The following is a 25840-nucleotide window of genomic DNA, read 5'->3' as shown; positions in this document are numbered from 1 at the left end:
TGCCAGGATAGTGTTTTTGTGTTGAATTGTCATCATGTTGTCATAATATCATAAGTAAAGTGCAAGCGTCTTGATAGTTTTAAAGTTTATACATTTATGATAAAGCAAGGAAAAGACTGCATCAAGGACGCAGTCTTTTTACAGGCTTATTCGTTTTTCACTGTCAATTCACTGAACATGCCGACAAAGTTCTTAATTTCACCTGCTTCATTTTTCACAGGGCTGATTGTTAGCCATTCAGTATAAATGGAACCGTTTTTCTTCTTGTTCCAAATCTCCCCCTGCCAGAATCCATTGTCTTTTATGGATTTCCACATCTCCCTGTAAAAGTCTTCCCCATGCTTACCAGATTGCAGGAAACGAGGATTCTTCCCAATGACTTCATCTGCACTATAGCCTGTTACAGTCGTGAATGCTGGATTTACTTTTTCGATCGTTCCCTTTACATCTGTAATCATGATTCCCTCTGCTGTGTGGTCGATGATATTTTTAGCAAGGCTTAATTTATCCTGATAGTACATCCAGATGACGATGATCAGACTTGCCAGTGCCACTTGTGATAAAGCCATGAAACCTATTGCGTAATGTCCGGTAAGGTTGTATAGGAATGCCAGCATAAGCGGCGGGAAAAAACCTCCTAATCCGCCCATCGCTGAAACGATACCGTTGACGATCCCTGCTTGCTTTGAAAAATAAAGCGGTACAAGCTTGAAGACAGTTCCATTTCCGATGCCGGCACTGATTGCGACTGCTAGACAGCCAATCGTATATAGTGTCAACGATGGCGTAAATGAAAGCAGGATGCCTGAAATGGTCATTCCAGCAAACACAACCATCAATATGACAAATGAGTTGAATTTGTCACCCAGCCAGCCCCCAATCGGCCTGAAAAATGTTGCCAGCGCAATGAAACCTGCAGTCCTTAACCCAGCATCTACTTTATCAAGCCCAAAATGAGACACAAGGAAGTTTGGCAAATAGATCGTGAAGGCTACAAATGAACCAAAAGTTAAGAAGTAAAATAAGCACAGTGCCCAGAGCTTCTGATTTTTGTAAACGCTTTTGATTTGCTCACCCAGAGGAGTCACAACTTTTGGTTCTTTTTTATCACCGAGGAAAAAGTTAAGGAACGCAAACAGGATAAGCAAGATCAAGAAAAACTTGACTGTTGGCTGCCATCCGAACTGAGCTGCAATAACGGGTGCAGTAAAAGTTGTAAGGGCAGTTCCCAGGTTTCCAACTCCATATATCCCATTCACGAAACCATGGCGTTCTCTCGGATAGTATTTCGGCAGTGAGGTTACGCCTACAGAGAAAATTGCTCCGCCGATTCCGACAAACAAGCCTCCAATCAATAAATCTGTATAGGAATCAGCGATACTGATGAAATATACCGGAAACAGCAGGAATAAAAAGCTAGAAAAAAACAGTTTTCGTGCCCCAAATCTGTTTGTCCAGAACCCAATTGGAATTCTCAGGACAGAACCAAGGACGACGGGAATGGCAGTGGCCATTGCAACCTGGTTCGCAGACAGCTGAATATCCTCTTTAATGAACGGCATTAATGCAGATAAAATCACCCATACCATAAATCCGGCGACAAGACTCAGCGTTTGAAGCGGCAGTTGAATTTTTTTTGTGATCATGTTTCCTCCTCTACTCAACAAGACCTAGACGTTCCTTTGTTAAATAGTAAGAAAAATCAAAAACTTAAGATATGACGAACTTCACATCCTCTTCTTTGTTCAATAAACTGTCACAGTTGTCTCTAAACAACTGAAACACTAGACTTTTATTATCGATATAATATAGATAGACTGACTGCAATTGTTTCGAAAATGTGAACAAAATGGTCTTATAATGTGACGAGATTTTGACATTTCCTTAATCATCATTTAGTTAACACTACCCCGATGTTATTATTAGGTCAATAAAGAGAAGCCACGGAAAAAGCTCTTCATTAAAGAGCTAAATTCAAAAAAAGGGTGATGACCATGCCAAATACAACTAAAGCAACTCATTCAATTGAAATTAAAGAATTACTCCAGTTTGCCGACCGGACCATCCAGGTGCAAAAAGGATCGTACCTGTTCCAGGAAGGCATGGAGGCAGAGGAGCTTTATTTGATCCTGGGCGGCAAGGTCCAAATCAGCAAAGTCACCCAGGATGGCCGCGAACTTGCCTTAAGAATTTGCGGAGAAAATGATATTTGCGGAGAGTTGACACTTTTTACTGATGCACCAAAGTATCTCTTAAGTGCGCTAATCCTCGAAGACGCGAAAATTGCAGCCATCAGAAAAGATGTGATCGAAAAGGAGATTTTCCACAATCCATCACTTGCCTTTGAATTTATGAAGTGGATGAGCGATCATTTCCGTAAAACTCAGACTAAATTCCGCGACCTGGTTCTTAACGGAAAAAAAGGTGCATTATTCTCTACCTTGATCAGAATGACAAACAGCTATGGTATCCAGAAAGATACCGGCATTTTGATCGACCTGCCGCTGACTAACCAGGAGCTGGCCAATTTCTGCGGAACTTCACGCGAAAGCACAAACCGGATCTTGAACGACCTTAAAAGAGAAGGAATCATATCAATTAAAAAAGGGAAAATCCTCGTACATGATGTAGATTATTTACGCCAGGAAATAGGTTGTGAAAACTGCCCCGCAGTTTTTTGTTCGATTGATTAATATAAAAAAAGCGAGTGAATGTCCATTAATCGGGCATCACTCGCTTTTTTTATTGTTCCCCAGGAGAGCTTTATCAGCTCTCCTGCTTTTGCTTTCTCAACGCTTTAGGGATGTAAACGCAGAATGGCTCGCTCTCCAGGTAATCACCGGTCATGGCGTATGCTCTTGAGCGTGAACCCCCGCATACATGCCTGAATTCGCACACTCCGCATTTTCCTTTGTACTCATCAGGATTCCTCAATGATTTAAAGACTGGAGAATCTCTGTAGATTTCAGCAAGGGGCTGTTCCCTTACGTTCCCTGCTTTCACAGGCAGCAGTCCGCTTGGGTATACATCTCCTACGTGGGAAATGAATACAAAACCATTTCCATCATTGACACCTTTTGGCGCACGGCCAAGGCCGTCGATAGAGCCAGTCAACCCTTCCTTCGTCAATGCGGTCAAGTAATCAATTTCTTCTGTATGATCCTTTGCTTCGCGCATTTTTTGCTGGATGACAACCCGGCGATAATGCTGCGCAGCAGTCGTTTTAATGTCGAACTTTACCCTTTTGCTTAAATCATACAGCCAGGTGAAGACTTTCTCATGCTCTACCGGAGAGATCATGTCCTTTTCCTGCCCGCGTCCTGTCGGAACTAGGAAAAACACACTCCAAAGGACACAATCCAAATCTTCGACCATCTTAGCCATTTCATCCAAATACTCAATATTATATCGGGAAATGACAGTATTGATTTGAATCGGGATTTCCAACTCATGCAAGTACTTGATTCTTTCCATCGTCAAATCAAAAGAGCCTGCTGTTCCCCTGAAGTGGTCATGGACTTCAGCAGTTGGCCCGTCAATGCTGAAAGCCCAGCGGGACAATCCAACTGACTTCGCCTTTTCTATCGCTTCTTTCGTCACATTAGGTGTCGCACTTGGTGTCATCGAAACACGCACACCTTTTTTCACAGCATACTCTGCGATATCAAAAACATCTTCCCTCATCAAAGGGTCTCCACCCGTGAAAACAAGCATCGGATTATTCATCTCATATATTTGGTCAATCAGCGCTTTACCTTCCTCAAAGGACAATTCACGCGGATCTCTTCTATATTGTGCTTCCGCACGACAGTGCAGGCATTTTAATTGGCAGGCTCTGGTAAGTTCCCAAATCACAATGAATGGGTCTTTGTTAAAATCTCTATCGAACATCATTGGCGCCTCCTTAAGTACTTCTCTATAAAAGAAGTATATAAGTGTTTCCAACATGATTAAGTGAACTAACTCACATAATTAAAGCCGTAATTGCCTTTTGTATGACAATTTTGTGACCTGAGTTCAATAGTGCAGAATTCTACAATTAAAACATCCGAAGTAAAAGCCAGATAAAAAAGCAGCAGGATAGTACCTGCTGCTTAAGAGTTAGCCTCTGTTAAACTCGGCTGTTGATTTTCGTTCCAGGCGCCTCGCTTTCCGCGGGGAAGAATTATGAAAAAGCCCTACTGCCGGCTTTTTCAAAGATCAAATTCTTCCTTGCAGTCGTGGAGCCTCCTCGGCGCTTTTTGCGCCTGCGGGGTCTCCCATGACTTTCTCATCCCGCAGGACATTGATTAAGCTTCCTCGAGCGAGCCCACGCACGATGAAAATGCGTTAGCATTTTCGGAGGAGTCTACGCGCCTTCTACTACAATCAACAGGGCTTTAAAACAACCTCGCGCATTAACAGAACCCAATGTTAAGATTTTAATCCCTCACGCCTAGGGCGATTTTTGCATAACGGGACATCATGTCTTTCGACCATGGCGGGTTGAAAACGATATTTACTTCAGTATCTTTTACTTCCGGAAGGTCGGCAAGAGCCAGTTTTACCTGCTCAACGATCGTGCCTGCAAGCGGGCAGCCCATAGACGTCAACGTCATTGTCACTGTCGCAAGTCCTTCCTCATTCAAATCCACATCATATACTAGCCCTAAATTAACGATATCGACGCCAAGTTCAGGGTCAACGACCATCTCAAGCGCACCCATAATGCTATCTTTTAATTCTTCATCCATCGGTGAACACTCCTTTATTATTGCTGTAACCTATTACTATCATAACAATGATTTATAAGCATTTAAAGCGGAAGGCATCAAATATGCTTTTCAAACCAATTTGCCGTTTCCTCCACACCTGCATTTGACACATTATGTCCTGCATTTTCGTCTGTAATGAATTCAAACTTCCCTTCTATTCCCTCATAGCTTTTCCTGTTTTGCTCATAAAAATGATAAGCAGCTTGATATGGTACAACCGGATCTAATTTCCCGTGCCAGAATAGCAATGGACGTTGGTTCAATTTTTCAGGCTGCAGGCTCAGGTCATACTGTTTAAGCTGATTCAGCAAATCTGATATTTGTTCCTGTGATAGCCCAATCTGAAGATTCCTTTTTTCCATTTCGTTCAGCTGCCATAACGCGAATTGTTCAAATGAAGGATTCCCCATCAAGCTGACACCAGCTTTAATCCACTCATACTTTGCCAATGCGCCAAGTGTCGTAATGCCGCCCATAGATGTTCCAGCAACCCCGATCCTAGAGGGATCCACCAGTCCTTCTTCAACCAACTCTTGCTTGATCGTCCAAAGCTCCTCGATTGAAGTGATGACGATGTTCCAAAAGCGATAACTCAGCTCAGCCTCTGAAAATCCTTCGCTGCGTGTTCCATGATATTTCGCCTCCGGCAGGATGACCCTGAATCCTTTTTCGGCCAAAAGATAAGCATAATGCATGTTTCGTTCTTTCGTGCTCGTAAAACCATGCAAAAAAACAATCAAAGGCATTCTATCCTTGAATTGCTGTTGTTTTACGATATGGAGAACGGGAATATGTTGAATGGTTTTCTTTTCGACTAAAATCAATGATTGACCCTCCTGAAGAGAGCGGGCATTAAATTTACCGCTCTTTTAAGTATCTAAAATGATTTTTTTACAATTTATATGTAAAATGGTTACCATAGTGGTTATAAGACCAATTAACCATCAACCAATATATGTATTGTAGAACTCTTGCGAAAAAAGAGCCAATCATACGCATATCAGTAGAAAAGCGGTAGCGCCTTGCTCAGCCCCGACAAGCGCTGTAATGAGACACTAAGAAAAATATTAGATTAAAGAAGGAGTATTTATGGCTGAAAAACATTTAATTGCATTAGACCTTGACGGAACATTATTAACAGATGATAAAACGATTTCTGAAAAGAACAAACACGTAATTAAAAAAGCACGGGAAGCAGGACATGTTGTCATGATCGCGACAGGAAGGCCATTCCGTTCCAGTGAGATGTATTACCATGAGCTTGCACTTGATACACCAATCGTTAATTTCAATGGCGCGTTTATCCATCACCCGCTCGATAACAACTGGGGAGTACATCATTCTCCGCTTTCAATCGATGTGGCAAAAGATATTGTAGAGGCACTTGATGATTTTAAATTCCACAATATCATCGCCGAAGTAATTGATGATGTATATGTCCACTATCATGATGAAAAATTGATGGACATTTTTAATATGGGGAATCCGAATATCACGACCGGTGATTTGAGAAGATATTTAAAATCCTCACCAACTAGCATGCTGATTCACTCTGATGAAGAGGACGTACGTAAAATCCGTAAGCACCTTTCTGAGGTTCACGCCGAAGTGATCGACCACAGAAGCTGGGCTGCTCCGTTCCACGTCGTCGAAATCGTCAAAAGCGGATTGAACAAAGCGGTTGGCTTAAAGAAAGCATCTGATTATTTCCAAATCCCTGCAGATCGGATCATTGCTTTTGGCGATGAGGATAATGATTTGGAGATGCTTGAATACGCAGGACGCGGAATCGCAATGGGCAATGCCGTAGACGAAGTGAAAAACATCGCAAACGACATGACATTGACAAACGAAGAAGACGGCATTGGCGTCTATTTGAACGATTTGCTGAATTTGAAAGCTCTATAAGTTAAACCAAAATGTCCGGTAGAAAAATTCTATCGGACATTTTGGCATTGTTTTCCTTTACATATGTCCGTTAGGAGATCTCTATCGGACACTTTTCTGTTGATTTCCACTGCGTTTGTCCGTTAGAAGGGCTCTATCGGACACTTTTCCGCTGATTCCAGACACGTTTGTCCGTTAGAAGGGCTCTATCGGACAGTCATCCGCACTGCCCCTTGCGTTTGTTCGATAACGGTTAATCATTGCTTGTACCTTCCAATTTCAACTTGCCTGAGAACCGTTTGTTTTCATCCCAATAGAGCATACTAAAAGTGAAACGGCGTAACAGTCTGTTTCAAATTCGCTCGTAGATGGAGGGGTAAAACGATGGGTAAAAGCAATAAATCCAAGCGTTTTGTACAGCAAGGGGTAGATACTGTCTCCAAGCATGATGAAAGAATCCCTTACCACACCACGTATGCCGAGGCTGAAGCTCAAAAGATGGCAAATGTCAGAGAGTCCTCTTTAGGGGGGATTTAAATGGGAAACAGGCTTTTTCAGGAAGCAAGGAAGGCTGTCCAATTAGCTAAGACTGCGGAGCCTGCGGAACAGTCTGCAGCCATCAACACTGCTAAAAATGCTCTATCTTCAGCCTATGCCAATACGACAATGGCTGAAAAAGAGCAGCTTCGGTCATTTCAGGACGAGCTGAATTCAATTGAAGGCAAGTAAAGCAAAAGCTGGCGGGGATTCCGCCAGCTTTTGCTTTGTTAGTTATTTGGATTAAATCTTTCGAGCAGCACTGGATACGTATGGATGATTTCGCCATCCTTGCTGCGTTCATACAAATTGAGTATGAGGGATCCATTTTGCGGAAGCTTGCTTTCAGGAATGGAGACTTCCAATGTGAAAGGTTTCCATTGCGGGTAATTTGCATCAGGGACCATTTCTGTTTCGGCAATCAGCTGGTTATGACCATCTTCAACTGTGTAATAGAACTTACCGTTGATTGGCCTGGACTCACCCATTATTTTATAAATGCCCTTGTTGCCCTCTGATACAACACTTTTGAAAACTGGATTTTCACCTGGAATATACATTGTCTTTGTATCTGTAAGCAGCTTATTGTCCGCAACAGGTTTTCCGTTGAGGCTGGTTGCTTTTAACTGTGCAGTGACCGTATATTCTCCTTCTGGGACCCTTTTACCTGCACTCGTGTAATCCCAATCTTCCACCCATTTCATTTTCTGCTGCGGTTTCAAGGTCACGGTTTCAAAAGCCTGAGCAAAGGACTTTCCTTCTGAATACTGATACACCTTTTTCTTATTGGCATCCAGAACAGTTATTTCGTATTTTTGTGATGTTGGAAATTCAAAAGAAAGCTCTGTGTCCCCCAGGTTTTGCAGGACAATCTCAAATGCAGCTTTTTCAGGACCAGCTAAAGGGTCTATGTAAAAACTGTATTCAAGCGTTGAAGGTGACTGTTTTTCTTCGCCAATTGCAAGGGCAGGTGCCACTGCCAGCAACAGCAAAATGATCAACAAACTAGCCTTCCTCATGTACAAACCTCCATTTCAGTGTTTATTCCCTTCGGAAAAAACCGAAGATCCCAGCCGTCTCAACAATATTGGTAAATGCATGTGGATCCACTTCCTTGATAATGTGTTCCAGGTCATACAATTCATACCTTGTGACAACAATAATGAGCATTTCCTTCTGTTCTCCTGAAAAAGCTCCCTTTGCGGGCAGCAGCGTGATGCCACGTACAAGTTTGTCATGAATCGCTTTCTTTAATTCATCCGATTTCTTCGTGACTATCATTGCCGTCAACTTCTCATGGCGTGTATGGATGGCATCAATTACCCTTGTGGACACATACAGAGCGACAAGTGTATAAAGAGCATTTTCCCAGCCAAATACAAAGCCAGCTGTCATTATAATGATGCCATTCAAGGTAAAGAAATATGTACCAACCGGACGATCATTCATTCGTGACAGAACCATAGCAATAATATCCATTCCACCTGTGGAAGCGCCCCACTTTAAGGTCAGTCCCACACCGACCGCGGCGATGACTCCCCCAAAAACGGCATTCAGCAGGATATCGCTCGAAACTTCTTTTACCGGAATGATTTCAAGAAAGAATGATGAAAGCAGTACGGAGATAAAACTATAAAATGTAAATGATTTTCCTACCTTCTTCCAACCAAGGATGGTTACCGGAATATTCAATAATAATAGAAGAATCCCTGTAGAAATATTAAATGGCGCGAATGCACCAAGTATGCTCGAAACGAGCTGAGCAATCCCTGTAAAGCCGCTGGCATATACATTTGCAGGGATTAAAAAGAAATTCAGTGACAAAGCATTCAAGAATGCCCCGATCACCACGATGATGATTTTTTTTGTTTCCAACCAAACCATGTAAATCCCCCTTATTCTTTTCTATTCATCCTGTACCCCTATTTTGCCGAAAATCACTATATTTAATTGTCTTTTTGCGATATTCCCTATAAACTATTAACATAAAAAGGTCGAAAGCAGGTGAAAGTGATGTCAGTAAAAATCATGGCTGACAGTGCATGTGATTTGCCATTGAGTTTTTATGAAGAAAATGATGCAATACTATTCCCGTTGAAGGTCCATATTAATGACACTGAATATGAGGACCTGCGAACGATCCAGCCAAAGCAAGTGTACGATCAAATTCGCGCTGGCAACCTTCCGAAAACCTCACAGGCTTCTCCTGCTGGTTTTAAAGAAGTTTTTACAGAATTGGCCGAGAATAAACAGGATGGAATATACATAGCTTTCTCTTCACAATTATCAGGAACATATCAGACAGCCGTCATGATTGCCGAGCAGGTCAAGGAGGAATATCCCGACTTCAACTTGTCAATCATCGATACAAAATGTGCCTCACTTGGACAAGGGCTGGTTGTCATGGAAGCAGCACGGATGGCGAAGGAGAATTTTTCAAAGGATGAAATCGTTGAAGCCGTGCAATTCCTAAGCGAGCATATGGAGCATCTATTTACTGTTGATGACCTTGACCATCTTGCTAAAGGCGGACGCGTATCTAAAGCTTCTGCTTTCGTCGGGGGCCTATTGAATATCAAGCCGCTGCTGAATGTGGAGGATGGGAAATTGGTTCCAATCGAAAAAATCCGCGGAAAGAAAAAGCTTCTTCGCAGGATCATTGAAGTAATGAAGGAACGCGGTGTAGCTTTTGAAAACCAAATCGTCGGCATCAGCCATGCGGATGACTTAGAAACAGCCACTGAGATGAAGAATATGATTCTTGAAGAGCTAAATGCAAAGGATGTTTTCATCACTTCGATTGGTGCAGCGGTCGGTTCCCATACAGGGCCAGGTACGATTGCTATTTTCTTCTTAAATAAACTGTCTTTATAATTTACATACTCCTTTCGGGTTTTAGGAAAAATAAAATGTACCTAACCTGAAAGGAGTTTTTAATATGCCACATACATCTGATAACGATAAAAAAGCAAAGGACAACAATGCCCTTCGCCACGAAAAAAATATGATGCGTGAAAAGAATCGCAAAGCTGGCAAGAATCAATACTCCAAGAAAACAGATCATCTTTAATAAAAACTTGAACTAACTATTTAATTGAAATCAATAAAAAAAATAGAGCCGACCGGCTCTATTTTTCTTTTTTATATGTCCAATTGTCTTCCTGATAGATCTTTCCTTCCTTCATAAGCCTTCCCATAGCCCTCTTGAAGGAGCCTTTGCTCATCCCGAAGCGTTCCTGGATATCCTCGGCCATGCTCTTGTCATGGTATGGCATTGCGCCATTACGGAGCTCCAGGTATTCCATGATTTTCTCAGCGTCTTCATCCAAAGCTTCCTGCTTACGCGGCAAAAGCGAGATATTGACAGATCCATCCGGTTTTACGTCGATGATCCTTCCCTCTACTTTCTGGCCAATACGCGGCTCAGTGCGGCGCTGTGATTCATGGATGAAGCCTTTAAAGCCTTCAGCAGTGATCATCCAGCTGCCCACCCTTGCCGTGCGGTATACATAGCCATGGACATTTTTATTGAAGTCACTTCTTGTCGCTTTGACCGAAATTTCCTGAATGACAGGGTCCGTGGCCATTCGAGCATATATCATATTGTTGCGGTTTACTCGAAGCGTGATATAAAGCAAGTCCCCTTCTTGCGGCCAAACTGATTTTACTACTGGCAAGTCTTCCTCGCCAAGCAAAACATCCTTGCTGATCCCAATATCCAGGAATATGCCGATACCTTCTTTAACATCAACGACAGGAACCCACTCATAGTGTCCTACCTGCACTTTCGGTATGGTCGTTGTTGCTGCGAGCCTCCCTCTTGATTCAACAAAAAGAAATACCTCTACCTTATCTCCTTCTTCAAATGTTCGGTCTGTATCATTGGAATGGAGCAGCACATCCTCTTCTCCGTCCGTTAAAAAATAACCGAAATCAACAATTCTTGCTACGGTCAGTTCCATTGTCTGACCTGTATATTCGTTCAAGGACATATAATCCCTCCTGCCTTGTTATTAACATCTTACCCAAATAAGAAAGCGTAAGCGCCTTGGTCAGCCCCGAATAGCGTTGGAGGACCGACCGGTGAAGTCGTTCTTTGACTTCATTGGGCGGACCGAAACGATCGAGGGGCTAGGCGCTGCAGCTAGACTTTAATCTGAATGAAAAAAGTTTATACTTTTATAATCAGGCAAAACGCTCTAAATTACGTAAAGTTGTTTGAACTGCTATATTTTACTATAATGTAAGCAAAAGCGAAAGCGCCTGGACAGCCATTGTCTCCCGGCGCAGCAAATTTTCCTTATTCCGGAGGTAGTCATGTCTAAAGAGAGCTCATTTGATATTGTATCCAAGGTAGAAATGTCTGAAGTCACCAATGCCATCAGCATCGCTATGAAAGAAATCCAGAATCGCTACGATTTTAAGGGCAGCAAGAGTGATATTTCACTTGATAAAGAAGAACTTGTCCTTATCTCAGATGATGAATACAAGCTTGACCAGTTGAAGGATGTTCTATTCAGCAAGATGATTAAACGAGGCATTCCGATAAAAAATCTAGACTATGGGAAAGTCGAGCGTGCTTCAGGAGGAACAGTCCGACAAAGAGCCAAGCTCGTACAGGGAATCGATAAAGAGAACGCAAAGAAAATCAATACAATCATCAAAAACAGCGGCTTGAAAATCAAGAGCCAGGTACAGGATGACCAAGTCCGCGTCACAGGCAAAAACCGTGATGACCTTCAAAAGATCATCGCTGCTGTCAAAGAAGCAGATCTTACTGTAGATGTTCAATTCGTGAATTATCGTTAATAAAGTGCTAAAACTAAATAATGTTGAGTAAAAAGCGGATGATGGTTGCATTGTCCGCTTTTAATTTATAGAAAAGTCATGAATGGTTCACAAACCGCCCATGGTATTACCCTATTTACACGTTAAAATGAATGTATTGGTTTCGGATGTGACATTAGTCGGTCAGGGATACTTAATTTGGTAAAACATTCACAAATCCTTCACAAAGTACTATTGGATTTCCCCTATTTTCACGTTAATATACCAGTAGGGGTATAAAACACATAAATTTTTCAACCGAAAGGATGACAATACAATGGGTAAAAAAATCGTAATCGTTGGCGGCGTAGCAGGTGGAGCAACTACAGCAACTAAACTAAGAAGACTTGATGAACAGGCTGAAATAGTTCTTTTTGAAAGAGGAGAGTTCATTTCTTTCGCAAACTGCGGACTGCCTTATCATATCAGCGGCGTTATTGAAGACCGCAAAAAATTGCTTCTGCAAACTGTTGAAGGCATGAATGCACGTTACAACCTGGATATCCGCAATTTCTCTGAAGTGACTGCAATCAACCGTGAAGATAAAACTGTTTCTATAAAACATGTCCAAACTGGTGAAGAATACACTGAAAGCTATGATGTTCTAGTTTTATCACCAGGAGCGAAACCAATCGTTCCTCCGATTGAAGGCTTGAAGAGCGCAAATGTATTTACGCTTAGAAATATTCCGGATATGGATAAAATCAAAGCATACCTTGAAGACAATAAACCAAATAACGCAGTCGTAATCGGCGGTGGCTTTATCGGTCTTGAAATGGCTGAAAACCTGGTACACGCTGGAGTCAATGTTACTCTAGTCGAGAAATTGCCACAGGTTATGGGGCCGGTTGATCCAGAAATGGCAGCAATCGTTGAAGATGAGTTGAGAAAAAATGGCGTTGAGCTGATTCTTGGAGACGGAATCACCGATGTTCAAGAGAACGGCACGAAAGTAGTTCTTGAAAGCGGCAAGGTTCTTGATTCTGAACTAATCATCCTGTCAATCGGTGTTCGCCCGGAAAACAAGCTTGCAGCTGACTCTGACCTTGAGCTTGGAGAACGGGGCGGTATTAAAGTAAATGAATACCTGCAGACATCTGACGAATCAATCTATGCAATGGGAGATGCGATCGAGGTTACTGACTATATCAATGGCCAGCCAACAATGATTCCACTCGCATGGCCAGCAAACCGCCAGGCGCATATTGTCGGACATCATATCAATGGGCGTAAAATCGCATATCCAGGTACACTGGGCACTTCTATCGTTAAAGTTTTCGAGTTGACTGCTGCTACGACTGGCAACAGCGAAAAGCTATTGCGCAGACTGGGCATTCCATATGAGGTAGTCCATATCCATCCGCTATCACACGCTGGTTACTATCCTGGCGCAGAGCAAATCTCTCTTAAAGTTATTTTCGACAGAGAGACTGGCAAGATCTTTGGTGCACAGGCAGTTGGTAAAGATGGTGTTGACAAGCGTATTGATGTTATCGCAACGGCTATCAAAGGCGGTTTGAGCGTCTATGACCTTCAAGAGCTTGAGCTTGCTTACGCACCACCATTCTCTTCTGCAAAAGATCCAGTGAACATGGCTGGTTACGTTGCTTCCAACATTGTGGATGGTACAATCGAAACGGTCCAGCACTATGAAGTTGACAAATTGCTCCAGGACGGCGCATTCATGATTGACGTGCGTACTGAGAAAGAGCATGCAGATGGCAAAATTGAAGGCTCAAAGAATATTCCGCTTGATGATTTGCGTAATCGTCTTGATGAGCTTCCAAAGGATGAAACCATCCTGATCACTTGCCAGGTTGGATTGAGAGGTTACCTAGCTTCCCGTATCCTTCAGCAAAACGGCTTCAAGGTCAAGAACCTGACAGGCGGTTATAAGACTTATTCAATCTTTAAAAATAAACTTCAGTAATTAATATGGAGCGGCTCCCTTTTATAGGGGGCCGCTTATTTTTTTTGCATTCAATGCAGAACTAGCTTCTGCTTTTACCGTTTCTCGCTTCCTGCCAACTTTTCGGACAATGCTGGCCTCATGTCCTAGCTTTTTTGCTCCTTTCACTGTTTCGGGCAATTCACTTACGATTAGAAGAAGTAATTTCCATGTTTTTAATCTGGATTTTAAAGGAATTTAATAAATGGTGACTCATAATAAAGGAGTGAATAGTTTATGCCTAATGAAAATAAAAAACAGGGCTTTCCGCCTCAGCACCAAGATCATCAGCCTGGAACTGAGCCGGAAATGAATCCTGAACCTAAATCTGTTGATGAAAATTATAAAGGATCTGGGAAATTAAGTGGTAAAGTAGCCTTGATTACCGGAGGAGACAGCGGTATCGGCAAATCTGTAGCTATCTATTATGCAAAAGAAGGCGCGGATGTTGCGATTGTCTATCTTGAGGAAAGCAAAGATGCGCAGACGACAAAGGAACTCGTTGAAGCTGAAGGCCGGAAATGCCTGCTGCTTGCTGGTGATATTGGCAGTGAACCATTCTGTGAGGAAGTGACGAAGAAAACGCTTGATGAGTTCGGTAAAATTGATATCCTGGTCAATAACGCAGCAGAACAGCATCCGCAAAAAAGTCTGCTCGATATCTCGGCAGACCAGTTGGAGAAGACGTTCCGCACGAATGTATTTTCTATTTTCCACCTGACAAAGGCTGTCCTGCCGCATTTGAAGAAAGGCAGCACAATTATAAATACCTCCTCTATTACCGCATACAAGGGTAATGAGAAGTTGATCGACTATTCTTCAACCAAAGGGCGATTGTTTCATTTACACGTTCTCTAGCCATGTCCCTTGCGTCACAGGGCATTCGTGTCAATAGCGTAGCTCCAGGCCCAATCTGGACTCCTCTCATTCCTTCGACCTTCACTGCAGAGGAAGTCGCGAAGTTCGGCACAAACGCTCCAATGGGACATGCCGGCCAGCCATATGAATTGGCACCTGCCTACGTCTATCTGGCTAGTGATGACTCAACTTATGTTAGCGGACAAACCATTCACGTCAATGGCGGCACCATCGTTAATGGTTAAAGAACAAAAAGCGTAGGCGACTGTCCAACTCCGACAAGCGCTGGAGGTCCTGACAGGGAAGTCGTTCTTTGACTTCATTGGCAGGACCGAAGCGTCTCGAGGAGTTAGGAGCCGCAGTTAGACAAGCGACTCGAGCTGCTCAAAGCTAGCGCTTCTCGCAAGATACCCGAGGATGCACTGTCAGGGATGAAAACTGGATAGGCGCTGGAGCTGGATTAAGAATACTACATGTGGCATCCACAACTAAATAATTTTATGATTTTCATAAGAAATGCAAAAACTGCACCCCCAGCAACTGGAGGTGCAGATCATTTATTATACAAGTACTTCCTTGTAATCCTTAGGATGACCGCAAGAGTAGCGTGTCACTATATTGAACGGTACGATAATCCGTTTGATTGGCTCATTCGGATTCTCTATGATCTGGATCAGGCATTTCGCAGCTTGGTATCCTAGATCGAAAATGTTAATATCCACAGAAGTCAAAGGCGGTCTTGCCATTTCGGCAATAAGGACATTGTTAAAACTGACAATTGAGACATCCTGAGGTACCGCAATTCCCATTTCATCAAGCTTATTCAGCACACCAAGTGCCATCAAGTCATCCGCAACGACCATGGCGGTAGGCGGATGTTCTAAGGATAACAATACCTCCACGGCATCCTGGCCGCTTTCGCGGAGGAATTCATCGTTGACGATGTACTTGTCTTCCAGATGGATCCCTGAGTTCCTCAAAGCTTTTTCATAGCCAAGCAGGCGTTCAACCGTTACGACCAGATCTAGATTTCCTCCGATGAAACCAATCCGGTCGTGGCCAAGCTGGATCAAATGCTCGGTCACTTCTTTTCCGGCTTTAAAGTTATCATTATCAACATAACTGGTATTTTCATCATCTTTAAAAGGCTTGCCAATTACCACAAAAGGAAAATTTCTTTCCTTCAGATAAGCAATGACCCTATCTTCCACCTTTGAATATAAAAGAACCACACCATCTACTCTTCCGCCCTGAACCATTGCGACAACACCATCGAAAATTTCATCCTCTGTTTTACCAGTGGTCATATGAAGGGCGTACTGCTTAGAATGAGCTCCTTCACTTAATCCTCTCAGGACAGTTGGAAAAAACGGATTCTGGAATACGACATCAGTAGAACTTGGCATGACCAGACCGATTGCCCGAGTCGATTGGCTGGCCAGGCTTCTGGCGATGAAGTTCGGGTGATACCCTAGCTGATCCATAACCTCCCTGACTCTTTCTTTCGTTTTTTCGCTGATTCTTGGACTATTGGCGATAACACGCGAGACAGTTGAAGGCGCGACATTTGCAACCTTCGCAACATCTTTTATTGTGACAGCCATAAAGTTCCCCTCCCTTTTGCCAGAGCAATTCCCTTATCTTTATTATAAATGAATTGTCCAGGTTTTTTGCTTATTTTTTCAAGCCTCCATTAAACAACAGTGCAGGCAAGATTTGGACTATTCTCCTTGCTCCTTGCTTCTCTTCCTCCTCTTAAATAGAAGGAAAATGAAACCGAAGAAAGCAGCGTATACAGCACCCATTGCCAGTAAATAAGGAATATTCAACCCGGTTTTTTCCGCAAGAACATAAATTTCTGCTTTTTCCCGATCCAAAGCCAGGTTATATTCTCCATCCTTGCTTCTGACAAGATCATTTGCAAGTAAGCCTCTCAGCTCTTTGTCAGCCTCTAACTGATCCGCTGTCAATGTGACATTCTGGGTATTTGAAGTATTATTAATCGCAATAACGGCAGTTTCATTCTCATAGGTCCTTTTGAAAACAGCCATGCCTTTCTTTTCATAAAGGACTTCCAAATCGCCTCTTCTTAATGAAGGAAGGTCATTGCGCAGCTCTCCAATTTTCGTGATGTAATCGATTAATTCTTTATCAGCCCTGAAGCTCATTTGCCTGCGGTTATCCGGATCTTCCCCACCGTCAAGGGCGATTTCACTTCCATAATAGACAATTGGAATTCCTGGAGCAGTATACATATACGTCAGTGCCATCTTCCATCTCGTTCCTGGATGCTGTCTGTTCTGGACCGCTTTCCTTGTGAACCTGACCATATCATGGTTATCGATAAAATTCCCCATTAATTCAGGGTTTTCATATATCGCTTTATTTCTTTTCGCTGTTGTTAAAAGCCAGTCCAAAGTTTGATCAGGTTTTTCGAATGCAGTGCGCAGCTGCTCATTCAATGGGAAATCAACAAAGCCATCGATTCCCGCTCTATCATATTCAGCAATATAATTTGGATCCTCAGACCAAACCTCGCCAATCAGATAAAAGTCCTCTTTAACACTTTTCACTTCTTTTGAAAACTCTTCCCAGAACTCAACAGGTACGTGACGGACAGTATCAAGTCTGTAACCGTCGATATTCGTTTCTTCAATCCACCATTTAGCAGCATCCAGTAAATATTCCTTTGTCTCAGGATTTTCCTGGGCCAGATCCGGCAAACCATAAAGCCAGTTATTCTCCAGCTGTTCCTGGTCGTTCCAATCAAGGATATCCTGCTTTTCATGGAACCAGTCTTTCTTAGCAGGATCATTTACCCACTCGTGTTCTGGAGCGACATGGTTGACGACAAAATCCAATATGATTTTAATGTCACGATCATGAGCCTCTTTTACCAGCTCTTTGAATTTGTCAACGCTTCCAAAGTGCTCTTCTGTATTATAGAAGTCCTTAATCCAGTATCCATGGTAGCCTTTATCGACATTATCGAACACAGGTGTCAGCCAGATAGCGGTAAATCCCATATCCTTAATATAATCCAGCTGGTCGATGACACCCTGGAAATCGCCTCCATGATAAGCCTTTGGGTCATTCGCATCAACCTCGAAGTCATTGCTATTGTCACCGTTGTTAAAACGGTCAACCATTAAAAAGTAAATTGTTTCATCCTGCCATTTGCGTCCTTCTTTTTCAGCGGCACCTGCCGGGAGGGAGCTAAAAAGAAGAAACGGAATCAAGATGAAGATGATCATTTTTTTCATCTCCGGGTCCTCCTCATAATTTAAGCAAAGGCCAAATATGGCCTTTGCTTAAAATGTTTCTGCCCTAATAGATTATCCTTTTGTTCCTCCTGCCGTCAAACCAGAAACAAAGTATTTTTGGAATGACAGGAAAAGGATGGCAATCGGTACCGCGATCAATACTGCACCAGCTGCGAAAGTCGTGAATTCTGCACCGAACTGTTTGGCTACCATATCATATAGACCAACAGCAAGTGTGTATTTTTCTTCTGTTCTTAAAAGGATTCTCGCAAGGATGAAATCACCAAATGGAGCAATGAACGCGAACAAAGCTACAACCGCGATGATTGGTGTCGCAAGCGGCATGACGATTTGGAAGAATATCCTCAAGTGGCCGGCACCGTCCATTTTAGCTGATTCATCAAGTTCTTTCGGAATCGTATCAAGATATCCCTTCATTAACCAAGTATTCATCGGGATTGCGCCCCCAACATATACAAGGATCAAGCCTAGATGAGTGTCAAGTAACCCAGTCAATAATGCAAGGATGAAAATCGCGATCAAGGCTGCAAAGTTTGGAATCATCTGCAGGATCAGAAATGTCATCAAGCTGTTTTTACGGCCGATGAAGCGATAGCGTGAAAATGAATACGCAGTCAGGCTGACAAGGATGACAGTAAACACCATTGTCAGCACACTTACCTTCAGCGAATTCCAGTACCAGTACAAGTACGCGCTTTGGCTAGTATCGAAAAGCTCCTTATAGTGAGCAAGCGTAGCATTTTCCGGAATGATGCTTGAACCGGACAAGCTTTGCCCCGGATTGAACGATGAACCGACAATCCAGAGGAGCGGGTAGATAATGATCGCAAACATAGCCAAAATCACAAGATATGTTAATGTCAGTCTGAGATATTTCTGTCGTTTGATACTCATATTACATCATATCCTCTTCTTGGAATGATTTCGTTCTCTTGAATTGCCATAAAGCTACTCCAATAACGATTAATGAAAGGAGCATTGTGATGGCAGCAGCTTTGGAATATTGTGCAGATGTCATCGTGAGGCTGTAAATCCACGAAATCAGGATATCTGTGCCGCCGGCATTAGCGCCTGGCATAGCAGGTCCGCCGCCATTAAAGAGATAAATAATATTAAAGTTATTGAAGTTGAACGTGTATTGCGTAATCAGAATTGGCGCTGTAGCGAAAAGCACAAGCGGCAATGTGATGTTCTTAAACTTCTGGAAGTTTGTCGCACCGTCCACAGTTGCTGCTTCGTATAATTCTTCCGGAATGGATTGGAGGACACCTGTTACCATTGCGAAAATGAACGGGAATCCAAGCCATGTTTGAATCATGATCAACGCGACTTTAGTATACATTGCCTCTGTCATCCATGGAATAGGATCGATACCAAAGAAACCAAGGATATCACGGTTGATAGCACCGAATGATTCGTTGAACATACCAGCAAATACAAGGATTGATACGAATGCAGGTACAGCCCAAGGAAGAATGAACACAGTACGGATGATTGCCTTTCCTTTTACATCCTTCTGATTTACGAGAATCGCAAGGAACATTCCCAATGCAACCTGGAAAGTGGTTGCGACGAATGTCCAGATGATTGTCCATGAAAGTACTGAGAAGAATGTCTGACGCCAAGATTCTAATCGGAACAAATCAAAGAAGTTTTTCAGTCCGACCCAGTCAACCAATTTTGCAGGTGGTGAATGGTACAGATCATAGTTGGTGAATGCCAGCAAGACTACAAATAGAATTGGAAATACAACTACAAAAATCAAAAGCAGGAATCCCGGTGACATGATCAAGTATGGGAATCCATTATCAATCAGGTTGTTGTATTGCTCCTTAACAGTGCTAAGACGCTCACCCATATCTCTTTTTAAGCCAGTCTTATATGCATCATTTAAGTTGAATAGATAGAAACCGATTCCAAAGATCAGGACTATCAGTGCCAGAATCCCTTCAACCATTAAGAAGATGGAGTGGTCACGAGGCGTCTGCTCTCCTAGTGTAAACAGGCCCCATAAACCCATGTTGAGCAAATCTGCGAAAACTCCGAAGAATGCACCGGTCAAAATTAAGAATGCGATTCCTTTTAAATACTGTTTGTTGTATAGCTGTCCTAGCCCTGGAATAATCGAAAGGGCTGTTGCTATTCTGCGGTGGTTGGTTTGATAGGACTTCTCTTTCATCCTATATTCCCCTTTCTCTTTCTATGTTTTTTTAAGGCACCTCATCGTGTAACCCGCTTTTCATGCTTACTTTGGACCATTCCCAGGTCAAACAGCTTCTTTTTACAGAGGCCTGATAGTGAGTGGGCAAAGCTATGGCGAAAGCTGCAATCATTGCGAAGAGACCTTGTAAAAGCATCAGATGCTTTATGAGAACGAATACATTATTTCCCGTAATGGATATCTGCTCGAGAAAACAATTTATTGGATCGATTTTTCCTGTTTTCACTCTCATGAAGCACCTGATTAACTTAACTCTATTCTAGCGCAACCGTTTGCTCAATGAAAGACTTTTTTACATCAGTTTCCGTAAACTTTGTGACTTTTCACATACCCTTTACGAAAACACAGAAAATGGAATATACTGCTGGAAAATATAACAGTACCCCCCATGGGAGGTACTGTAATATCTATTAATACTATTATTTTGCGTGGTTTTGCTGGATGTTTTGCTCGATTTGTTTTACAGCTGAATCAAGAGCTGCTTGTGGTTCCGCTTTGCCTGTTACAACAGTTTGCAATGCGCTTGCCATTGGTCCCCAAACTTCGCCCATTTCCGGGATGTTCGGCATTGGTACTGCGTCTTGTGTCTGTAGTGCAACAGCTTTAGCACCTTCATTTTCAGCGATTGCTGGGTCGTCAACTAGAGCTACGTTAGTTGGAACTTCAGCAGTTTGCTCGAAACGGTACTTAGCATTTTCGTCGTTTGTGATGTACTCAAGGAACTTTGTAGCCCATTCCTGATTTTTAGAGTAAGAAGAAACGTGCCAGCCTTTAACACCCATGAAAGTCTTCATTGGTGTTCCATCAGCAAATTTAGGGAATGGAGCTGCACCATATTCGATGCCAGCATCTTTCATGCCGCCAAATGCCCATGGTCCGTTCATGACAGAAGCTACTTTACCTTCATTGAAAAGTCCGTCCATAGCAGAACCGCCGTTTTCGCCGATGATTCCGTTAGGGAATAGTCCTTCAGTATACCATTTCTGAATGTACTCAGTACCTTTTACAGCACCTTCGTTGTTCAAGCCAAGATCTTGAGGGTTAAGAGCGCCGTCTTTTTCACCGAATACATATCCGCCGTTGCCGCCGATTGGAGCGTGTGCAAAGTAGAAGTTATCCCAAAGTGCAAGGAAACCGTACTTGCCGTCTTTAGTGTTAGCTTTTGCGAATTCGTAAAGGTCTTCCATTGTAGCAGGAACTTCAGTCATAAGAGCTTTGTTGTAGATAAATACTGGAGTTTCAGCAGACTTTGGAAGTCCGTATAATTTACCGTCGAAAGATTGTGCGTTGATTGATGACTCAGAGAAAGTGCTCTTCACATCGTCGCTTACATTTAGTTCAGCGATATGTCCCTGAACTGCAAGCTCACCGATTTGGTCATGTGGAAGAGTGATGATGTCCGGGCCAGTTCCCGCAGGACCATCAAGACGTAATTGTTCTTTCATTTTTGTAGCCATTTCTACTTCTTTGAAATCGATTTTGATTCCGTGTTCTTTTTCGAAGTCTGCTGCTACTTTCTCAAGCCAGCCAGACTTATCTTTATCTTCCCAAACTACTAGCTTCTCTGGTTTAGAAGCGTCTTCTGTTTTCTCACCGTTGTCTTTTGAACCTGTGTTTTCTTCTTCTTTAGGTCCACAAGCAGCAAGTGCGCCAATCATTAAGACCAGCATCATGAAAATTGACAATGCCTTTTTCATGTGTATACCCCTCCTAAAAATGTGTAATTACTTTTCATTGTGCAGATAGTCTTCCAATCTGTGCAAACGTTTGTAATTTAGTTTGCAATTCTATGAAAACGATTGCACAACCTACTTCTTATTATAAAGACTTAAATCTTTTTGACAACTAATTTTTTTTATTTTTTTAAAAGTCAGCTGAAATCATTAAAGTTTTGTGAATCAGCTTTTTATTGATTGACATTTCAAAATGAGTGTTCTACCCTTGTTTTAATCTTGATATGTTGTTGCTCTTTCCGTTAAAATTTCATCAAATAGAGCAAAACAATCATTTAATTAGTTCACTCTATAATTTTCTGGAACTTCGCAATATCAGGAATTTAATATGAAAGGAATGGTTTCCACTTGTTAAAAGAAGCGATATACCACCGTCCTAAAGATAATTATGCATACGCTTGCACTAATGAAGAATTACATATTCGCATTCGCACAAAAAAAGATGATATGAAAGAAGTTTCCCTTCTGAATGGCGATCCATATGACTGGCAGGATGGTAAATGGATGACAAATACCGTTCCTATGATTAAAAGCGGATCGGATCAATTATTCGATTATTGGTTTGTTGCTATTAAACCTCCTTTTCGCAGAATGCGTTACGGATTTATTTTAAATGATGGCAGCGAAACAGCTTGTCTTACTGAAAAAGGGTTTTACGATGAACCTCCATTGGATGATACCGGCTACTATTTTGCCTTCCCTTACCTTAATAATATTGATGTGTTCCGTGCTCCATCATGGGTTAAAGATACAGTCTGGTATCAGATTTTTCCTGAACGTTTTGGCAACGGTAATCCATCTAATGACCCAGAAGGTGCTTTGCCGTGGGGCAGTGCTCCTCCTGAAAGGGACAACTTCTTTGGCGGCGACCTCCAGGGTGTAATCAACAATATCGATTATCTTGCCAAGCTTGGCATTACCGGTATATATTTTACGCCTATTTTCAAAGCCTATTCCAATCATAAATATGACACGATTGACTATATGGAAATCGATCCGCAATTCGGGGATAAAGAAACATTGAAGAAGCTTGTCCAGGTATGCCATGAGCATGGCATCAAGATCATGCTCGATGCAGTCTTCAACCACAGCGGGTTCTACTTCCCACAGTTCCAGGATGTTCTGGAAAAAGGTGAGGAATCTCCTTATAAAGACTGGTTCCACACTAATGAATTCCCGCTAGTAATGGAGCCAAGACCGAATTATGACACTTTTGCCTTTGAAAAATCGATGCCTAAGCTGAATACCGAAAATCCTGAAGTGATTGAGTATCTGCTTGAAGTGGGGCGCTATTGGGTTCGCGAGTTCGATATCGATGGCTGGAGGCTTGATGTTGCCAATGAAGTCGATCACTCTTTCTGGAGGAAATTCCGTTCTGAAGTGAAAGCAATCAAGCCTGATCTCTACATTCTCGGAGAAATCTGGCATGATTCCATGCCATGGCTGCGAGGCGACCAGTTCGACGCCGTCATGAACTATCCGTTCACGACTAATATCCTGAACCTGTTTGCGCGCGGAACCATTTCAGTAAAAGAATTCATTGAGAACATGACAACCGTCAATCATATGTATCCGAAAAACGTAAACGAAGTTGCCTTCAACTTGATTGGCAGTCATGATACACCGAGAATCCTGACCGAGTGCGGCGGTGACGAAGACAAAGTTAAACAGATTTTCACCGTACTGCTTTCATACATTGGAACACCGTGTATCTATTACGGTGATGAAATCGGCATGAGCGGCCCGCAGGATCCAGGCTGCCGCGAATGCATGAAGTGGAATGAAGAAGATCAGAACAATGATATGTTTGGGCACGTTCAAAAAATGATCCAGCTTCGCAAAGAGTACCCGCTTCTGGCCAATGAAGGTGAACTTCACTTCATTCCATCAGATTACCATGAAAGCTGCTTCGCCTATACGAAATCCAACGGCGAAACAACGATCTTGGTTGTTGTGAATATGAGCGATAAAGAAGCAAGTTATCATCTGCCATTTAATTTAAAAGGGAAAAAAATCACAAATATCTATACTGGCGAAGATTATGCCGCTGAAAGCGATGATCTTACAGCCAAGATTAACGCAAACGGATTCGCATTGTTCAAATTTTAAAGACAGCCTTCCCCCTTTCCTTCTGGACAGGGGGTTACTTTTTTTATTTTCTTACTTTTCGAGGGGACGAACCTATTTGCCGATCCGAAATTCTCCCAGAATCTGACGAATTATATATAGTCACCTTGCTAAGTATATACTTTTCAGAATTAAGTTTTTTCGGAAAACGAATCTTTTTCACTTCAATTTCTCCGCATAGTCTGTATAATTAAGGAATTGAGTGACAACTTGGAGATGTAAAACATGAAAAATAAAACAGTTAAACTATCACTTTTTGCCATTACATGGCCACTTTTTATAGAAATTCTTCTATATATGCTGATGGGAAATGCGGATACGCTCATGCTTTCCCAGTATTCGGATAATTCCGTGGCTGCTGTCGGGGTATCCAACCAGATACTTTCGATGGTCATTGTCATGTTCGGCTTCATTGCAACAGGGACTGCTATTTTGGTTGCGCAGAACCTTGGCGCAAAAATGAATGATGATGCCCGTGAAGTTTCAGCAGTTTCGATCGGTGCAAACCTGGTATTCGGCCTGGTTCTGAGCGCAGCCGTTTTCATTTTTAGCGAGCAATTACTCCGGTTAATGGATCTTCCCCCTGAATTGTTTGATGAAGCCAATTCCTATCTAAAAATTGTCGGCGGCTTTTCATTCATTCAGTCGTTGATCATGACAGTCAGCAGCATTATCCGCAGCTATGGATTTACCCGTGACATTATGTATGTCACGATCGGCATGAACGTGCTGAACGTCATCGGCAACTATTTCTTCATCTTCGGGCCTTTCGGCTTCCCTGTCCTAGGGGTAGAAGGTGTGGCGATTTCAACCACTGTCAGCCGGATTATCGGATTGCTGGCCGCTATTTATGTAATGACAAAACGCATACCTGGTTCATTGCCATTATCAATGCTATTCAGTTTTCCAAAAAAGCATCTGAAAAACCTGCTTAATATCGGAATCCCATCTGCCGGTGAGCACTTGAGCTACAATGGATCCCAGATGGTGATCACCTATTTTATCGCGACTCTTGGAACACAGGCATTGACCGCAAAAGTTTATACTCAAAATGTCATGATGTTCATTTTCCTTTTCAGTATCGCAATCAGTCAGGGAACACAGATTTTGATTGGACATATGGTCGGCGCAAAAGAAATCGAGAATGCGTATAAGCGCGCATTAAAAAGTTTGAAGCTGGCGATTATCATTTCCATCGCTGCCGCGGTGATTGTTTCCTTCTTTTCAAAAAACCTGCTTGGAATCTTCACGGATAATATGAGCATCATCGAACTCGGCACCACATTGATTTTGCTCACAATCATCCTTGAACCCGGCAGATCCTTTAATCTAGTCCTCATCAGTTCACTAAGGGCTGCGGGTGACGTGAAATTCCCTGTTTATATGGGAATCCTGTCGATGTGGGGAGTGAGCGTAACACTCTCTTATTTCCTGGGGATCTATCTGGAAATGGGGCTTGTCGGCATCTGGATCGCCTTCATTGCAGATGAGTGGCTACGCGGATTGCTCATGCTGTGGCGTTGGAGATCCAGAGTATGGGTCAAAAAATCATTCGTGCCGGATGTCCAGCCAGTCCAGGCAGAATAAGTTATGGAGACTATGCTGCTAGCCTTTAATTGTACCCTTATAGATGGCGATACTGTTGCATAAGGGTACGATTAGCC

The 25840-nt window shown here is 42.5% G+C and carries 22 protein-coding genes and 1 pseudogene; 11 read left to right on the top strand and 12 right to left on the bottom strand.

Annotation, left to right across the window (positions count from 1 at the left end; translation table 11 throughout):
• Positions 1-146: 146 nt before the first annotated feature.
• Entirely contained in the window at positions 147-1643 is a 1497-nt protein-coding gene (locus tag J7I80_RS10560) for a nitrate/nitrite transporter (protein WP_353050100.1), read from the bottom strand.
• A gap of 351 nt (positions 1644-1994) precedes the next feature.
• Between J7I80_RS10560 and J7I80_RS10555 the strand changes: the two genes are divergently transcribed.
• Complete coding sequence (locus J7I80_RS10555; RefSeq protein ID WP_214738262.1) at positions 1995-2693, top strand: Crp/Fnr family transcriptional regulator; 699 nt, start codon at positions 1995-1997, stop codon at positions 2691-2693.
• 73 nt (positions 2694-2766) lie between these two features.
• Here the strand turns inward: J7I80_RS10555 and J7I80_RS10550 are convergent, their stop codons facing one another.
• From J7I80_RS10550 to J7I80_RS10540, 3 genes are all read right to left on the bottom strand, one after another.
• Complete coding sequence (locus J7I80_RS10550) at positions 2767-3894, bottom strand: TIGR04053 family radical SAM/SPASM domain-containing protein (RefSeq protein ID WP_214738260.1); 1128 nt, start codon at positions 3892-3894, stop codon at positions 2767-2769.
• A gap of 527 nt (positions 3895-4421) precedes the next feature.
• Positions 4422-4733: a metal-sulfur cluster assembly factor gene (locus tag J7I80_RS10545; RefSeq protein WP_167832161.1), complete on the bottom strand. Its 312-nt coding sequence runs from the start codon at positions 4731-4733 to the stop codon at positions 4422-4424.
• A gap of 77 nt (positions 4734-4810) precedes the next feature.
• Positions 4811-5578 (bottom strand): prolyl oligopeptidase family serine peptidase, encoded by a 768-nt coding sequence (locus tag J7I80_RS10540; protein WP_214738258.1) that lies wholly within the window; start codon positions 5576-5578, stop codon positions 4811-4813.
• 265 nt (positions 5579-5843) lie between these two features.
• Between J7I80_RS10540 and J7I80_RS10535 the strand changes: the two genes are divergently transcribed.
• The 3 genes from J7I80_RS10535 to J7I80_RS10525 all read left to right on the top strand — a co-directional run bounded on the left by J7I80_RS10535 (position 5844) and on the right by J7I80_RS10525 (position 7370).
• Positions 5844-6662, top strand: coding sequence for a Cof-type HAD-IIB family hydrolase (locus J7I80_RS10535; RefSeq protein WP_214738256.1), 819 nt, complete (start codon positions 5844-5846; stop codon positions 6660-6662).
• Positions 6663-7025: 363 nt separating this feature from the next.
• Entirely contained in the window at positions 7026-7178 is a 153-nt protein-coding gene (locus J7I80_RS10530; RefSeq protein ID WP_167832158.1) for a hypothetical protein, read from the top strand.
• Positions 7179-7370: a DUF3813 domain-containing protein gene (locus J7I80_RS10525; RefSeq protein WP_214738254.1), complete on the top strand. Its 192-nt coding sequence runs from the start codon at positions 7179-7181 to the stop codon at positions 7368-7370.
• Between the two features lie 38 nt (positions 7371-7408).
• Here the strand turns inward: J7I80_RS10525 and J7I80_RS10520 are convergent, their stop codons facing one another.
• Together J7I80_RS10520 and J7I80_RS10515 are read right to left on the bottom strand one after the other, a co-directional pair.
• A complete protein-coding gene (locus J7I80_RS10520; protein ID WP_214738252.1) occupies positions 7409-8197 on the bottom strand; it encodes a BsuPI-related putative proteinase inhibitor in 789 nt (262 codons plus the stop codon).
• A 22-nt stretch (positions 8198-8219) separates the two neighbouring features.
• The gene (locus J7I80_RS10515) at positions 8220-9062 is read right to left on the bottom strand and encodes a YitT family protein (RefSeq protein WP_214738250.1); all 843 of its coding nucleotides are present in this window, start codon (positions 9060-9062) and stop codon (positions 8220-8222) included.
• A gap of 129 nt (positions 9063-9191) precedes the next feature.
• On the opposite strand from J7I80_RS10515, the gene J7I80_RS10510 reads away from it, so the two are divergent.
• Both J7I80_RS10510 and J7I80_RS10505 read left to right on the top strand, forming a co-directional pair.
• Positions 9192-10052 carry a DegV family protein gene (locus J7I80_RS10510; protein WP_214738248.1) on the top strand — a complete coding sequence of 287 codons (861 nt, stop codon included), beginning with the start codon at positions 9192-9194 and terminating at the stop codon, positions 10050-10052.
• 64 nt (positions 10053-10116) lie between these two features.
• Positions 10117-10248 (top strand): DUF3941 domain-containing protein, encoded by a 132-nt coding sequence (locus J7I80_RS10505; RefSeq protein ID WP_071976845.1) that lies wholly within the window; start codon positions 10117-10119, stop codon positions 10246-10248.
• Between the two features lie 58 nt (positions 10249-10306).
• Here J7I80_RS10505 and J7I80_RS10500 read toward each other — a convergent pair whose 3' ends face one another.
• Positions 10307-11170, bottom strand: a complete 864-nt coding sequence (locus tag J7I80_RS10500) for a CvfB family protein (RefSeq protein WP_214738246.1) — start codon at positions 11168-11170, stop codon at positions 10307-10309.
• A 325-nt stretch (positions 11171-11495) separates the two neighbouring features.
• Between J7I80_RS10500 and J7I80_RS10495 the strand changes: the two genes are divergently transcribed.
• The 3 genes and pseudogenes from J7I80_RS10495 to J7I80_RS10485 all read left to right on the top strand — a co-directional run bounded on the left by J7I80_RS10495 (position 11496) and on the right by J7I80_RS10485 (position 15056).
• Positions 11496-11987, top strand: a complete 492-nt coding sequence (locus J7I80_RS10495) for a YajQ family cyclic di-GMP-binding protein (RefSeq protein WP_214738244.1) — start codon at positions 11496-11498, stop codon at positions 11985-11987.
• A 295-nt stretch (positions 11988-12282) separates the two neighbouring features.
• The gene (locus tag J7I80_RS10490) at positions 12283-13935 is read left to right on the top strand and encodes a CoA-disulfide reductase (protein ID WP_214738242.1); all 1653 of its coding nucleotides are present in this window, start codon (positions 12283-12285) and stop codon (positions 13933-13935) included.
• 255 nt (positions 13936-14190) lie between these two features.
• Positions 14191-15056, top strand: a pseudogene (locus J7I80_RS10485) (SDR family oxidoreductase).
• A gap of 315 nt (positions 15057-15371) precedes the next feature.
• Here the strand turns inward: J7I80_RS10485 and J7I80_RS10480 are convergent.
• The 5 genes from J7I80_RS10480 to J7I80_RS10460 form a co-directional block, all read right to left on the bottom strand.
• Positions 15372-16415 carry a LacI family DNA-binding transcriptional regulator gene (locus tag J7I80_RS10480; protein ID WP_214738240.1) on the bottom strand — a complete coding sequence of 348 codons (1044 nt, stop codon included), beginning with the start codon at positions 16413-16415 and terminating at the stop codon, positions 15372-15374.
• Between the two features lie 117 nt (positions 16416-16532).
• Positions 16533-18074 carry an alpha-amylase family glycosyl hydrolase gene (locus J7I80_RS10475; protein ID WP_214738238.1) on the bottom strand — a complete coding sequence of 514 codons (1542 nt, stop codon included), beginning with the start codon at positions 18072-18074 and terminating at the stop codon, positions 16533-16535.
• 72 nt (positions 18075-18146) lie between these two features.
• A complete protein-coding gene (locus J7I80_RS10470) occupies positions 18147-18989 on the bottom strand; it encodes a sugar ABC transporter permease (RefSeq protein ID WP_214738236.1) in 843 nt (280 codons plus the stop codon).
• Between the two features lies 1 nt (position 18990).
• Positions 18991-20274: a carbohydrate ABC transporter permease gene (locus tag J7I80_RS10465; protein WP_214738234.1), complete on the bottom strand. Its 1284-nt coding sequence runs from the start codon at positions 20272-20274 to the stop codon at positions 18991-18993.
• A 461-nt stretch (positions 20275-20735) separates the two neighbouring features.
• Positions 20736-22013: a sugar ABC transporter substrate-binding protein gene (locus J7I80_RS10460; RefSeq protein ID WP_214738232.1), complete on the bottom strand. Its 1278-nt coding sequence runs from the start codon at positions 22011-22013 to the stop codon at positions 20736-20738.
• 384 nt (positions 22014-22397) lie between these two features.
• Between J7I80_RS10460 and J7I80_RS10455 the strand changes: the two genes are divergently transcribed.
• The gene (locus J7I80_RS10455; protein WP_214738230.1) at positions 22398-24158 is read left to right on the top strand and encodes an alpha-glycosidase; all 1761 of its coding nucleotides are present in this window, start codon (positions 22398-22400) and stop codon (positions 24156-24158) included.
• 243 nt (positions 24159-24401) lie between these two features.
• Complete coding sequence (locus tag J7I80_RS10450) at positions 24402-25763, top strand: MATE family efflux transporter (RefSeq protein WP_214738228.1); 1362 nt, start codon at positions 24402-24404, stop codon at positions 25761-25763.
• The last annotated feature ends 77 nt before the right edge of the window (positions 25764-25840 follow it).

The organism is Bacillus sp. ISL-41 (assembly GCF_018613235.1).
Classification (GTDB): Bacteria; Bacillota; Bacilli; order Bacillales; family Cytobacillaceae; genus Mesobacillus.
Note: the sequence above shows the minus strand (reverse complement) of the source record. Positions and strands in the feature narration are given on the sequence as shown.

Bases quoted from the DNA above. Each gene is read 5' to 3' on its own strand.
- J7I80_RS10495 (WP_214738244.1), top strand. From the start codon at position 11,496: ATGTCTAAAGAGAGCTCATTTGATATTGTATCCAAGGTAGAAATGTCT.
- J7I80_RS10500 (WP_214738246.1), bottom strand. From the start codon at position 11,170: ATGTCCTTGAACGAATATACAGGTCAGACAATGGAACTGACCGTAGCA.
- J7I80_RS10510 (WP_214738248.1), top strand. From the start codon at position 9,192: ATGTCAGTAAAAATCATGGCTGACAGTGCATGTGATTTGCCATTGAGT.
- J7I80_RS10515 (WP_214738250.1), bottom strand. From the start codon at position 9,062: ATGGTTTGGTTGGAAACAAAAAAAATCATCATCGTGGTGATCGGGGCA.
- J7I80_RS10480 (WP_214738240.1), bottom strand. From the start codon at position 16,415: ATGGCTGTCACAATAAAAGATGTTGCGAAGGTTGCAAATGTCGCGCCT.
- J7I80_RS10555 (WP_214738262.1), top strand. From the start codon at position 1,995: ATGCCAAATACAACTAAAGCAACTCATTCAATTGAAATTAAAGAATTA.
- J7I80_RS10460 (WP_214738232.1), bottom strand. From the start codon at position 22,013: ATGAAAAAGGCATTGTCAATTTTCATGATGCTGGTCTTAATGATTGGC.
- J7I80_RS10475 (WP_214738238.1), bottom strand. From the start codon at position 18,074: ATGAAAAAAATGATCATCTTCATCTTGATTCCGTTTCTTCTTTTTAGC.
- J7I80_RS10520 (WP_214738252.1), bottom strand. From the start codon at position 8,197: ATGAGGAAGGCTAGTTTGTTGATCATTTTGCTGTTGCTGGCAGTGGCA.
- J7I80_RS10505 (WP_071976845.1), top strand. From the start codon at position 10,117: ATGCCACATACATCTGATAACGATAAAAAAGCAAAGGACAACAATGCC.
- J7I80_RS10550 (WP_214738260.1), bottom strand. From the start codon at position 3,894: ATGATGTTCGATAGAGATTTTAACAAAGACCCATTCATTGTGATTTGG.
- J7I80_RS10470 (WP_214738236.1), bottom strand. From the start codon at position 18,989: ATGAGTATCAAACGACAGAAATATCTCAGACTGACATTAACATATCTT.
- J7I80_RS10545 (WP_167832161.1), bottom strand. From the start codon at position 4,733: ATGGATGAAGAATTAAAAGATAGCATTATGGGTGCGCTTGAGATGGTC.
- J7I80_RS10450 (WP_214738228.1), top strand. From the start codon at position 24,402: ATGAAAAATAAAACAGTTAAACTATCACTTTTTGCCATTACATGGCCA.
- J7I80_RS10530 (WP_167832158.1), top strand. From the start codon at position 7,026: ATGGGTAAAAGCAATAAATCCAAGCGTTTTGTACAGCAAGGGGTAGAT.
- J7I80_RS10465 (WP_214738234.1), bottom strand. From the start codon at position 20,274: ATGAAAGAGAAGTCCTATCAAACCAACCACCGCAGAATAGCAACAGCC.
- J7I80_RS10525 (WP_214738254.1), top strand. From the start codon at position 7,179: ATGGGAAACAGGCTTTTTCAGGAAGCAAGGAAGGCTGTCCAATTAGCT.
- J7I80_RS10535 (WP_214738256.1), top strand. From the start codon at position 5,844: ATGGCTGAAAAACATTTAATTGCATTAGACCTTGACGGAACATTATTA.
- J7I80_RS10490 (WP_214738242.1), top strand. From the start codon at position 12,283: ATGGGTAAAAAAATCGTAATCGTTGGCGGCGTAGCAGGTGGAGCAACT.